Below are 12,309 nucleotides of genomic sequence, written 5' to 3' on the forward strand. Positions count from 1 at the left end.
TCCCGGTCGGGCGTCGTGCAGGACGGTTTGGCCCGTGGTGAGGCAGGGTAGTGCTTGGCGCGGGCGACGTGGCCACCCCAGCGCGTGCCCGGAGCAGCGAGGAGAGCAGTGACCACCACCTTGCGGGGCCCGCGCCTCGAGGAGCCGGAGATGCCCTCCGGCGAGATCCAGCTCCAGGCCCCGCCCGAGCTCGACCGCTCCGAGGGCGCGGCCGGCGTGCTGATGAACGCCATCCCGATGCTGGGCAGCCTCGGCTCCATCGTGCTGGTCGCCACCATGGGCCAGTCGTCGGGCAACGGCGGGCGCAGCTTCATCGCCGCGGGCATGTTCCTCTTCGCCACCCTCGGCTTCATCGTGGTGCAGATCGACCGGCAGCGGAAGCAGCGGGCGCAGAGCGTCACCGGCTCGCGCACCGAGTACCTGCGCTACCTGGGCAGCGTGCGCCAGGTGGCCCGTGACGCCGCCGACCAGCAGCGCCGGGCGCTCACCTGGCGCCACCCCGACCCCGCCGCGCTGCCCGCGCTGGCCGAGGACCGCACCCGCGTCTGGGAGCACGGTGCGGGCGACCCGGAGTTCCTGCACGTGCGCTACGGGCGCTGCAGCCAGGAGCTGGCCCTCGCGCTGGTGCCGCCCGACAGCACCCCCATCGACCAGGTCGACCCGGTGGCGGCCTCCGCCCTGCACCGGCTGCTGGTGGTGCACCGCAACCAGCCCGACCTCCCGGCCTCCGTCGACCTGCGCGCCTTCGACCGGATCGAGGTCTGCGGACCCGACGAGCCGGCGCGCTCGCTGGCGCGGGCGCTGGTCTGCTCGGCGGTGACCTTCCAGTCCCCCGAGCACCTGGTGGTGGCGGTGCTGGCCTCCGAGCAGAACCTCGCCCACTGGGACTGGGTCAAGTGGCTCCCGCACGGGTTGTCGGCGCAGCGCTCCGACGCCGTCGGGGCGCAGCGCATGGTCACCACCTCGCTCGACGACCTCGCCGACCTGCTGCCCCCCGACCTCGGCGACCGGCCCCGCTTCGGGGCCGACGAGCGGCCGGCCACCCCGCACATCCTGCTGGTCACCGACGGCGTCGCGCTGCCGCCCGGCAACCACGTCGTACCGCCCGACGGGCTGCACGGGGTGACGGTCCTCGACCTGCCCACCCGGTGGGACGAGCTGGAGGACGCCACCCGGCTGCGCCTCGAGGTGGCCGCGGCGCCCGACGCCGCCGGCCGGCTGCCGCTGCTGGCGCTGCGGGTGCGCGAGGCGCCGGTGCGCGCGAGCGCCGACCAGTGCGACCTGGCCACCGCGGAGGCGCTCGCCCGCCGACTCACCCCGCTGCACAGCACGGGGTCGGGAGGCTCGACCTCCGCCGCGGAGGCCGGCGCCGGCACGGGCGAGATCGCCGGGCCCACCGACTTCATGGAGCTGCTGGCGCTCGGCGACGTGCACACCCTGGACCCGGCGGCGGCCTGGCGGCCGCGGCCTGCCCGCGACCGGCTGCGGGTGCCGATCGGCCTGGGCGAGTCCGGCGCACTGGTCCACCTCGACATCAAGGAGTCGGCGCAGCAGGGCATGGGCCCGCACGGCCTGGCCATCGGCGCCACCGGCTCGGGCAAGTCGGAGTTCCTGCGCACCCTGGTGCTCGGCCTCACCCTCACCCACTCCCCCGAGCAGCTCAACCTGGTGCTCGTCGACTTCAAGGGCGGCGCGACCTTCGCCGGGATGGCGCAGATGCCCCACGTCTCGGCCGTGATCACGAACCTGTCGCAGGAGCTGACCCTCGTCGACCGCATGCAGGACGCGCTCTCGGGGGAGATGGTGCGCCGGCAGGAGCTGCTGCGCGAGGCCGGCAACTTCGCCTCGGTGCGCGACTACGAGAAGGCCCGCGCCGCCGGGGAGGACCTGGCCCCGCTGCCGTCGTTGTTCATCGTGGTCGACGAGTTCTCCGAGATGCTCTCGGCCAAGCCGGAGTTCATCGACCTCTTCGTGGCCATCGGCCGGCTGGGCCGCTCGCTGGGCCTGCACCTGCTGCTGGCCTCGCAGCGGCTCGAGGAGGGTCGCCTGCGCGGCCTGGAGTCGCACCTCTCCTACCGGATCGGGCTGCGCACCTTCAGCGCCCAGGAGTCTCGTGCGGTGCTGGGCGTGGCCGACGCCTACGAGCTGCCGGCCGTGCCGGGCCTGGGCTACCTCAAGCCCGACCCGACCAGCATGCTGCGCTTCAAGGCCGCCTACGTGTCGGGGCCGCCGACCGGCCGCGTCCGGGTGCGCCGCGACGAGGGCGGGCACGTGGCGGGCATCCTGCCCTTCACCATCTCGGAGGTCCAGCAGCTCGAGCTGCCGGAGCCGCTCGGGGAGGTCGCGCCGCCCGAGCCCCCGACCACCCGGGCCAGCGGCCAGGACGACACCCAGGACGGCACCCAGCTCTCGCTGCTCGACGTCGCCGTGGCCAGGATGCAGGGCCACGGACCCGCCGCCCACCAGGTGTGGCTGCCGCCGCTCGACGTGCCCGACACCCTCGACGACCTGCTGCCCGACCTGGTCGAGGACCCCGCCCTGGGCCTGGTCTCCCCGGCCTGGCGCCGGCTCGGCGGTCTCGCCATCCCCCTCGGCACCGTCGACCGGCCGCGCGAGCAGCGCCGCGACACGCTCACGGTCGACCTGGCGGGCGCTGCCGGCCACGTCGCGGTGGTGGGCGGCCCGCGCAGCGGCAAGAGCACCCTGCTGCGCACCATCGTGGCCAGCACCTCGCTCATCACCACGCCGCTCGAGTCGCAGGTCTTCGTGCTCGACTTCGGCGGCGGCACCTTCGCACCGCTGGTCGACCTCCCGCACGTGGCCGGGGTGGGCACCCGCTCCGAGCCCGACGTCGTACGCCGCATCGTCGCGGAGGTGCACGGCATCGTCGACCGCCGCGAGGCCTACTTCCGCGCCCAGGGCATCGACTCCATCGAGACCTACCGCGCGCGCCGGGCGGCCGGCCGGGTCGACGACGGCTACGGAGACGTGTTCCTGGTCGTCGACGGCTGGAGCACGCTGCGCGCCGACTTCGACGACCTCGAGCTCGCGCTGCAGCAGCTCGCCGGGCGGGGCCTGACCTTCGGGCTGCACGTGGTCGCGGGCGCGGCCCGCTGGTCGGACTTCCGCGCAGCGATGCGCGACGTCTTCGGCACCCGGCTCGAGCTGCGCCTGGGCGACCACATCGACTCCGAGGTCGACCGCAAGCTGGCGGCGCTCGTGCCGACCGGGCGGCCCGGACGCGGCCTGGTGCAGTCGAAGCTGCACTTCCTCGGCGCGCTCCCGCGCGTCGACGCGGACCACGACGGCGCCACCCTCGGCGACGGCATCGAGGACCTGGTGGCCCGGGTCCGGCGCGCCTGGACCGGACCCCGCGGACCCAAGCTGCGCCTGCTGCCGGACCGCATCGACCTCGCGCGGGTGCGCGAGCTGGCGCAGGTCGACCCCGAGCCCGAGCACGCCGCCAAGGCGGGCGGGCCGCTGCTGCTCGGCGTCGACGAGAAGGAGCTCGCCCCGGTCGCGCTCGACCCCGACACCGAGCCCCACCTGCTGGTCTTCGGCGACGGCCGCTCGGGCAAGAGCGCCCTGCTGCGCACCTACGCCCACGAGGTGATGCGCACCCGCAGCCCGCAGCAGGCGCAGCTGATCGTCGTCGACTACCGGCGCTCGCTGCTCGGCGAGGTGCCCGAGGAGTACCTGCTCAACTACCTCACCTCCGCGACCCAGGCGGGCCCGGCGCTCACCGACGTCGCGGCCTACCTGCAGCAGCGGCTGCCGGGTCCCGACGTCACCCCCGACCAGCTGCGCAACCGCTCGTGGTGGCAGGGCGCCGAGGTCTTCGTGCTCGTCGACGACTACGACCTGGTCGCCACCCAGCAGTCCTCGCCGGTGCAGGTGCTGGCACCGCTGATGGCCCAGGCCCACGACGTCGGCCTGCACGTGGTGCTGGCCCGGCGCTCCGGCGGCGCGTCGCGGGCGCTCTACGAGCCCGTGGTCCAGTCGCTGCGCGACCTGGCCATGCCGGGCCTGCTGCTCTCGGGCTCACCCGACGAGGGCCCGCTCATCGGCACCCTGCGCCCGACGCCGACCGCCCCCGGTCGCGGGCGGCTGCTGACCCGCGACCGCGGCACCGAGGTCGTGCAGACCGCCTGGACCGAGCCGACGCTCTGAGCGCGGGCGGTCGGGCCGCCGCCGGCACCGCTCGGGTCACACGTGCGTGTGCTCCCCCGGGCCCCGCACGCGCAGGCCCGGCAGGTCGGCGAGCCGGTACGTCGCCTCGTAGGTGCGGCGGTAGCCGGTGTGCGCGATCCGCCAGCCCTGCGGGGTGCGCACGTAGCGGTCGTCGTAGATCGCGGCGCCCTCGAGCATGAAGCCGTGCTCGGCGACGATCACCTTGTCCTGCAGGTACCAGCGGCCGGAGGCCAGCTCGCCGTGCACCTCGACCTCCGGGTGGTGCGCCTGGTGCAGCGAGATCAGGCCCGGGCCCATGTGGGTGCGCATGTAGTCGACCAGCGCGGCACGGTCGTCGAAGACCAGGCCGTTGTAGTCGCCGGTCGCGTCGGGCACGAAGCAGTCCTCGAACTCCTGCCACTGCTTGGTGTCGAGGCAGCGCAGGTAGCGGTGCTTGAGCGCGCGCACGTCCTCGAGGGCGTGCAGCCGGTCGAGCTCGGCGCCGAGGTCCCGCCCATGACTAGAACGCGTATCAGTTTCGGTCACGGTCGCAACCTACGACACCGACGTGGCGCAGGTCACGGCCTCCGGCCGAACCCGAAACCCCCGCGTCACCTGCCGTCAACACCCCGGCGACCTGGCGGGGCGAGGCTGGGACCACCCACCCGCCAGCGATGGCCGACCCGAGGAGAACTGATGACCCAGCAGCTCCGCACCACCCCCGACACCCCGACCCGCAGCACCCAGCCGCCGCCGCCCCAGCTCACGTTGATCCACGGCCGGCGCGACCCGGCCCTGGAGACGGCGCCGGACCCGGCCCGCGAGCGGGCCCGCGCCAACGCCCTGCGCGACCGGCACTCCGAGGGGCTCACCCGGCTGATGAGCGAGCGCGCCGACCTGCGCGGCGTCAACGCGCTGGCCGACCTGGTCGACGACGCGGTGCGCTGGTCGGTCTGACCCGCGACCCCTGCGACGACCACTGCGACGACCACTGCCGCGACCACTGCCGCGACCGCGCGCTCGGAGGCGCACCCGGGTCCCTCGTTACACTCCCGGGTGTGACCTCCGAGCGCGTGGACCCCGTGGGCCGATGACCGAGATCCCGGCCGCGGCCCGCTCCGCCCTGACCCTGGCCGTCCTGGGCCTGCTCCTGGTCGTGGGCGTCGTCTGGGGCTGGTCGGCGGCCACCGAGCCGCTGCCGGAGACGACCGGCTCCTCCGAGGGCTGCACCCCCACCACGCTGGGCCCCGGCGACAAGCTCTACCCCGACCAGGTCGAGGTCAGCGTGCTCAACGCCGGCAACCGCGGCAGCTTCGCCGCCCGGGTGCTGTCCCAGCTCTCCGCGCGCGGGTACGCCGAGGGCACCAGCGGCAACGCCCCCGGCGACGCCGAGGTCGAGCGCGTGCAGGTCTGGGCGCCCGACCGCAACGCTCCCGAGGTGCGTCTCGTGCTCTCGACGCTGGGCAAGAAGGTGCCGGTGGTGGACCGCGAGGTGACCGCTCCCGGCGTCGTGGTCGTGGTCGGCGACCGCTTCGACAAGGTCACCAAGGGACGCAAGCGGATCAAGGTCCAGGACGAGGTCGAGGTCTGCGTCGCGCCGCCCCCGACCGCCGGCTGAACGGCGACCTCGAGCGGCGGGCTCAGCGCTCGCGCTCGTCGTCCTCGTGCAGCCACTGCGCCAGCCGCCCGCCGCGGCTGACCTGGCGCAGCCGCGACTCGGTGCGCTCGCGGACCTTGCGGGGCGTGACCACCAGCAGCTCGTCGCCGTGGCGCAGCGACGTCGAGCGCTCCGGCACCAGCGTCGCACCCTCGCGGATCACCAGCGAGACCGAGGCCCCCGGCGGCAGGCGCAGCTCGCCCACCTCGACGCCGTGCAGGCGCGAGACGGGGCTGATGGTGATCTGCAGCAGGTCGGCCGCGATCCGCTCCAGCGGCGCGGCCTCTAGCTCGAGGTCGCGCGGCTCGGAGCGCCGGGCGACGCGCAGCAGCCGCGCCACCAGCGGCAGGCTGGGGGCGGTGACGACGGTGAAGACCACCACCATCACGAAGACCAGGTCGAAGAGGCGCTCGGCGCCCTCGACCCCCTCCGACAGCGGGATCGTGGTCAGCACGATCGGCACGGCGCCGCGCAGGCCCGCCCAGCTCATGAAGGACAGCTCGCGCAGCGGCATCGGCTGCACCAGGGCGCTCACGGCCACCGAGACCGGCCGGGCCACCAGGGTCAGCAGCAGCCCGGCCGCCAGCGCGAGCCCGACCGTGTCGAGCGTGATCCGCCCCGGGCTGAGCAGCAGCCCGAGCACCACGAACAGCCCGATCTGGCTCAACCAGGCGACGCCCTCGGCGAAGGAGCGGGTGGCGGCGCGGTGCGGCAGCTCGGAGTTGCCCAGCACCAGCCCGGCGACGTACACCGCCGCGAAGCCGCTGCCCTGCAGCACCGCCGCCGAGCCGTAGCCCAGCAGCGCGATGGACAGCACCGCCAGCGGGTAGAGGCCGGCGGTGGGCAGCGCGACGCGACGCATCAGCCAGGCGCCGCCGAAGCCGGCGACCAGGCCGACCGCGATGCCCAGCACGAGCTGGCCCAGCACGATCAGTGCCACCACGCCGGGGTGGTGGTCACCGACGGTGCCGACGGAGATGAGCGTGACCAGCACGACGGTGGGTGCGTCGTTGAAGCCCGACTCGGCCTCCAGCGCGCTGCTGACGCGCCGCGGCAGCGGCACCACCCGCAGCACCGAGAACACCGCGGCCGCATCGGTGGGCGAGCAGACCGCGCCCAGGAGGACCGCGAGCTCCCAGGGGAGCCCGAGCAGGTAGTGGGCACCCACGGCCACCACGGTGATCGAGACCACGGTGCCGATCGTCGCCAGCGACAGGCCCAGGCGCAGCACCGGCCGGGTCTCGCGCCAGCTGGTGGTCAGGCCGCCCTCGGCCAGGATGATCGCCAGGGCCGCGAAGCTGAGGACCTGGGCGAGCATGGCGTCCTCGAAGGGCACGCCGATGAAGGACTCCCCCAGCAGCACGCCCATCAGCAGGTAGACCAGCAGGCTGGGCAGGCCGGCCCGGCTGGAGAGCCGCACCGCCAGGATGGCGAGCAGCAGCACCGCGGAGCCCACGAGGACGAACTCGTTGAGCGCCTGGACGTCGATGGTCATCTCATCCGATCTGGACGGTGGGCCGCGAGGTCGCAGCCTACCGTCGCCACAGACTGGAACATGTTCTAGATTTGGCCCATGGACAGCCCCGGCACCACCATCCCCGCGACCATCCCGGCCGCCGGCGTCCCGCCCGACGCCCCGGCGTACGACGTCGTGGTGGTCGGCTTCGGCATCGCCGGTGGCTGCGCGGCGCTGGAGGCCGCGCGCGCCGGGGCGCGGGTGCTGCTGCTGGAGCGCGCGGCCGTGCACGGGGGCACGTCGTCGATGTCGGGCGGGCACTTCTACCTCGGCGCCGGCACCGCCGTGCAGCGCGCGACCGGCCACGACGACACGGTCGAGGACATGGTCGCCTACCTGACCGCCTCGTCGAAGGCCCCCGACGAGACCAAGATCCGCGCCTACTGCGAGGGCTCGGTGGCGCACTTCGACTGGCTCGAGGCGCTGGGCTTCGAGTTCGAGCGCTCCTACTACCCCGAGAAGGCCGTCATCCAGCCCGGCACCCAGGGCCTGATGTACACCGGCAACGAGAAGGTGTGGCCGTTCCGGGAGCTCGCGCGCCCGGCGCCGCGCGGGCACAAGGTGCCGGTCGCCGGCGACACCGAGGGCACCCGGCTGGTGATGGACCTGCTGCGCGAGCGGGTCGAGGAGGCCGGGGTCGAGGTGCGCTACGAGACCGGCGCCGCCGCGCTGGTGCTCGACGGGGCCGGGGCGGTGCGCGGTGTGGGCTGGCGCAGCTTCGACCGCACCGGCGTGGTCCTGGCCGGCGCGGTGGTGCTGGCGGCCGGCGGCTTCGTGATGAACCCCGACATGGTCGCCGAGCACACCCCGGCGCTCGGCGAGAAGCTCTTCACCCTCGGCTCGACGTACGACGACGGGCTGGGAATCCGCCTGGGCCGCTCGGCCGGCGCGGCGCTGCAGCACATGGACGAGCCGTTCATCACCGCGCCGGTCTACCCGCCGGCGACCCTGCTGACCGGGGTGATCATCAACAACCGGGGCGAGCGGTTCGTGGCCGAGGACAGCTACCACTCCCGCACCAGCCAGCACGTGATGGCCCAGCCGGGCTCCGAGGCCTACCTCGTGGTCGACAGCGAGCACGTGGAGTACCCCGACTTCCCGCTCGCGCCGCTCCTCGACGGCTACGAGACCCTCGAGGAGCTCGAGACGTCCCTGGGCCTGCCCGACGGGTCGGTGCGCGCGACCCTGGCCCGCTACGACGAGCACGCCGCGCGCGGCGAGGACCCCGACCTCCACAAGGCGCCGCAGTGGCTGGCGCCGCAGTCGGTCGGACCCTGGGCGGTCTTCGACCTGCGGCTGGGCAAGGCGCTCTACGCCGGGTTCACTCTCGGCGGCATCGCCACCGACGTCGACGGCCGCGCCCTGCGCGACGACGCCTCCCCCGTGCCCGGGCTGTACGCCGCCGGCGCCTGCGCCTCCAACCTCGCCCAGGACGGCAACGGCTACTGCTCGGGCACCCAGCTCGGGGAGGGCTCGTTCTTCGGCCGCCGCGCCGGCCTGGCCGCTGCGGAGCTGGCCCGCAATGGTTCATCGGGGACCCGATGAAACTGGCGCTGCCCGACTGAACCTTCGTGCGGGTGACGCTAGATCCATCGGGCACCCGATGAACCTCCCGGCCGCCTGACCTAGCCTCGGGGAGGTGAGCCAGCCCGAACCGCCTCCCGTCCAGCGCCTGCAGGTCGCCTCGCGCGCCAACGTGCCGCCGTTCCACGTGATGGACCTGCTGGAGGCCTCGACCCGCCGCCAGCGCACCCACGGCGACGTCGTCAACCTGCTGGCCGGGCAGCCCAGCACCGGCGCGCCCGAGCCGGTCAACGCCGAGGCCGTGCGGCTGCTCGGGTCGGGCGACCCGCTCGGCTACACCCCCGCGACCGGGGTGCTCGAGCTGCGCGAGGCGATCGCGGGCCACCACGCCCGCGCGCACGGCGTCGACGTCGACCCCGACGAGGTGGTGGTCACCACCGGCAGCAGCGGCGGGTTCCTGCTGGCCTTCCTGGCGGCGTTCGAGGCCGGCGACGCGGTGGCGATGGCCCGGCCGGGCTATCCCTGCTACCGCAACGTGCTGGCGGCGCTGGGCTGCGAGGTCGTCGAGGTCGACACCGGGCCCGGGACCCGCTTCCAGCCCACCGTCGAGCAGGTCGCCTCGCTGCACGCCGACCTCGCCGCCCGCACCGGCCGCGGACTGCGCGGGCTGGTGGTGGCCAGCCCGGCCAACCCGACCGGCACGATGCTGCTGCCCGAGGAGCTGGCCGCGCTGGCACGCTGGTGCGAGGAGCACGGCGTGCAGCTGATCTCCGACGAGATCTACCACGGCATCGAGCACGCCGTCCTCGACGGCGGCCCGCGCCTGGCGCGCTCGGCGTGGGAGACCAGCCGCGAGGCGGTCGTCTTCTCCAGCTTCAGCAAGTACTTCTCGATGACCGGGTGGCGGATCGGCTGGATGCTGGTGCCGCAGCGGCTGCGCCGCGCCGTCGACGTGCTGACCGGCAACTTCACGATCTGTCCGCCGGTGCTGGCCCAGCGGGCCGGGGTCGCGGCGTTCTCCGAGGCGTCGTACGCCGAGCTCGACGGCCACGTCGCGCGGTACGCCGACAACCGCCGCGTGCTGCTCGAGGGCCTGCGCGGGCTCGGCGTCACCGGGCTGGCCCCGGCCGACGGCGCGTTCTACGTCTACGCCGACGTCTCGCACCTGACCGACGACTCGATGGCCTTCGCCCACCACCTGCTGGCGACGACGGGCGTGGCGCTCGCGCCGGGCGTCGACTTCGACACCGTGCACGGGCACCGCTCGCTGCGCTTCTCCTTCGCGGGGCCGCGCAGCGACGTGGAGACCGGTCTCGCGCGGCTGGCGCCCGCCTTCTCGGGTCGCTGAGGGCCGACGCCCGACTCGGGCACCGGGTCCCGTCGCCCTCGACAGGGGACCTCTCCCGCGCGGTCCTCCACAGGCGGGTCGGCAGCACTGCGGCCGTCCGGCTCCCGCGGCCAGCATCGGGGGACCGTCCTCGACCTCGGGAGGCCCCGTGACCGCCGACCCCGCCGCCATCCGCCACCTGGCCCGCGAGCTGCGCGAGCAGGGCACCGACATCCGCGCCGAGGCCGACCGGCTGGTCGCGCTGACGGTGGCGGCCGGCTGGCAGGGACGCGCCGGCGAGGCCCTGCAGGCGCGGGTGCGCGACCAGGCAGCGGCCCTGCGCCGCGCGGCCGCGCGCCACGACGACGCGGCGGACTCGCTCGAGCGGCACGCCGCGGTCGTGGAGGAGCGGCTGGCGCTGCTGCTCGCCGCGCAGCACCGTGTCGGTGAGCTGCTCAACGCCGCCGGTGAGCTCGCGGGAGGTCTGCCCGACCTCGTCGAGCGCTTCGTGCCACCACCTCCAGGCGACCCGGGCTGGCTCGGCGTCGACGTCGACGCCCTGGCCCGGGCCCTGGACGCCTCCTCGGGGAGCGCGAGGTGACCGGGTCCGACGGCGCCGTCGTGGTGTCGGTGACCGGCGGCGTCACCGGGGTGTCGGCGACGTACGAGCGGCTGCTCGCGCTGGCCGTGACCCTCGAGGCCGCCGCCGAGCGGATGCGGGCGTGGGCGGCGGACGGCGCGAGGGTGCTGGTCGACGGCGACCTCCTGGCCTCGGGGCTGCTCGCCCCGCTCAGCCTCGCCGAGGCCGAGGTGGCGGTGGTGACGGCGACGACCGGCCCCGACGGGGTGCTCACCGAGTCCGCCGGCTGGTGGCTCGACGCCGAGGCGCTGCGCCTGGCCGTGCGGCTGCTGCAGGAGGCCGACGAGCTGGCCGGGCACTCCCTCGCCGCCATCGACCACGCGCTGGGCCGCGCCCTGGGCCAGACCCTGGCCGCCGGCGCCCCGCTGTGGGTGCCGGTTCTCGCCGGCGGCCTCACCACCGCGGCACTGCTGTGGCCGCAGGTGCCCGGACCCGGCCGCGACCTCCTGCTGGAGCGCCTCGACGGCGAGGGCGACGACCTGCAGGAGTGGGTGACCGAGCACCCGCGACTGGTCGAGCGGCTCGCCGCCCGGGGCGGTGGTCTCGTCGACGGGCTGCGGGGCGCCGGGCTCCCCCTGGGCCCGGCGGCACCGCTGCCGCCCCTGGGCCTGCTCGGGATGCTGGGCCTGCTGCCACCCACCCGTGACACGGCCGCGGCGGCCCGGCTGCTGGCCAGGGCCTACGCCCCCGGGCGCCCCCGCACCCGGGCGCTGCCCGGCGTGACGGTGCCGGCCTCGGGGCAGCGGCCCAGCAGCGTCGAGGACCTCGTCGAGCACCTCGCCCAGCTCAGCGAGCTGTCGGCTCCCGGGCGGCCCGACATGAACGGCACCATCGAGGTGCAGAGCTTCACCGGCGACGACGGGGTCGCGCGGCACGTGGTCTACCTGCCCGGCACCGACGACATGACGACCTGGCCGTGGACCCAGGACGACGACGTGCGCGACATGGGCGCCAACCTGGCGCTGGTCGGCGACCAGCCCACCGCCTACGGCGCCGGGGTGCTCGAGGCCATGCAGGCGGCGGGGATCGGCCCCGACGAGCCGGTGCTGCTGGCCGGCCACTCCCAGGGCGGGCTGCAGGCCGCCCAGCTGCTCGACGAGCAGCACGGCTACCGGGTCACCCACGTGGTCACCGCCGGCGCCCCCGTGGCCCACCTGGGCCCCTTCCCCGACGGCAGCCACGTGCTGTCGCTCGAGCAGCGGGGCGACGTGGTGCCGCTGCTCGACGGCGCACCCAACCCCGACTCGCCCGAGCAGGTGACGCTGACCTTCGAGGCTGGGCCGCTCGCCGGCCGCGACGTGGCCGGCCACCACGGCTTCGCGGCGTACGCCGCCGGCGCGGCCGCCGCCGACACCAGCACGCACCCCGGCGTGCAGGAGCAGGTGCGCAGCCTGCACGAGTCAGGGTTCCTGGGCGCCCAGCCGCCCGACGGGGTGCGGCACGGCGTCTACCGCATCACCCGCGAGCCGTGAGGG

At 75.0% G+C, this 12,309-nt stretch carries 9 protein-coding genes; 7 read left to right on the forward strand and 2 right to left on the reverse strand.

What is annotated here, in order from left to right; all coding sequences use genetic code 11:
• Positions 1-108: 108 nt before the first annotated feature.
• Positions 109-4,170, forward strand: coding sequence for a type VII secretion protein EccCa (gene eccCa / locus JOE61_RS08850; RefSeq protein WP_307822892.1), 4,062 nt, complete (start codon positions 109-111; stop codon positions 4,168-4,170).
• A gap of 36 nt (positions 4,171-4,206) precedes the next feature.
• On the opposite strand, the gene JOE61_RS08855 is transcribed toward eccCa, so the two are convergent.
• A complete protein-coding gene (locus JOE61_RS08855) occupies positions 4,207-4,716 on the reverse strand; it encodes a nuclear transport factor 2 family protein (protein ID WP_307822893.1) in 510 nt (169 codons plus the stop codon).
• Between the two features lie 150 nt (positions 4,717-4,866).
• Here JOE61_RS08855 and JOE61_RS08860 point away from each other — a divergent pair, with 150 nt between their 5' ends.
• The gene (locus JOE61_RS08860; RefSeq protein ID WP_193669804.1) at positions 4,867-5,127 is read left to right on the forward strand and encodes a hypothetical protein; all 261 of its coding nucleotides are present in this window, start codon (positions 4,867-4,869) and stop codon (positions 5,125-5,127) included.
• 133 nt (positions 5,128-5,260) lie between these two features.
• On the forward strand, positions 5,261-5,788 hold the full coding sequence (locus JOE61_RS08865) for a LytR C-terminal domain-containing protein (RefSeq protein WP_193669708.1): 528 nt from the start codon (positions 5,261-5,263) through the stop codon (positions 5,786-5,788).
• 22 nt (positions 5,789-5,810) lie between these two features.
• Here the strand turns inward: JOE61_RS08865 and JOE61_RS08870 are convergent, their stop codons facing one another.
• Complete coding sequence (locus JOE61_RS08870; RefSeq protein WP_193669709.1) at positions 5,811-7,322, reverse strand: potassium/proton antiporter; 1,512 nt, start codon at positions 7,320-7,322, stop codon at positions 5,811-5,813.
• A gap of 78 nt (positions 7,323-7,400) precedes the next feature.
• Here JOE61_RS08870 and JOE61_RS08875 point away from each other — a divergent pair, with 78 nt between their 5' ends.
• From JOE61_RS08875 to JOE61_RS08890, 4 genes are all read left to right on the forward strand, one after another.
• Positions 7,401-8,888 (forward strand): FAD-binding protein, encoded by a 1,488-nt coding sequence (locus JOE61_RS08875; protein ID WP_193669710.1) that lies wholly within the window; start codon positions 7,401-7,403, stop codon positions 8,886-8,888.
• A 94-nt stretch (positions 8,889-8,982) separates the two neighbouring features.
• Positions 8,983-10,215: a pyridoxal phosphate-dependent aminotransferase gene (locus JOE61_RS08880; RefSeq protein ID WP_307822894.1), complete on the forward strand. Its 1,233-nt coding sequence runs from the start codon at positions 8,983-8,985 to the stop codon at positions 10,213-10,215.
• A gap of 148 nt (positions 10,216-10,363) precedes the next feature.
• Positions 10,364-10,795 (forward strand): hypothetical protein, encoded by a 432-nt coding sequence (locus tag JOE61_RS08885; protein WP_193669711.1) that lies wholly within the window; start codon positions 10,364-10,366, stop codon positions 10,793-10,795.
• The gene (locus JOE61_RS08890) at positions 10,792-12,306 is read left to right on the forward strand and encodes an alpha/beta fold hydrolase (RefSeq protein WP_193669712.1); all 1,515 of its coding nucleotides are present in this window, start codon (positions 10,792-10,794) and stop codon (positions 12,304-12,306) included. The genes JOE61_RS08885 and JOE61_RS08890 overlap by 4 nt, the downstream gene beginning before the upstream one ends.
• Positions 12,307-12,309 lie beyond the last annotated feature (3 nt).

The sequence above is a fragment of the Nocardioides salarius genome (assembly GCF_016907435.1).
Lineage (GTDB): Bacteria > Actinomycetota > Actinomycetes > Propionibacteriales > Nocardioidaceae > Nocardioides > Nocardioides salarius.

Coding starts and splice junctions, on each gene's coding strand:
- JOE61_RS08870 (WP_193669709.1), bottom strand. CDS start 7,322: ATGACCATCGACGTCCAGGCGCTCAACGAGTTCGTCCTCGTGGGCTCC.
- JOE61_RS08865 (WP_193669708.1), top strand. CDS start 5,261: ATGACCGAGATCCCGGCCGCGGCCCGCTCCGCCCTGACCCTGGCCGTC.
- JOE61_RS08860 (WP_193669804.1), top strand. CDS start 4,867: ATGACCCAGCAGCTCCGCACCACCCCCGACACCCCGACCCGCAGCACC.
- JOE61_RS08875 (WP_193669710.1), top strand. CDS start 7,401: ATGGACAGCCCCGGCACCACCATCCCCGCGACCATCCCGGCCGCCGGC.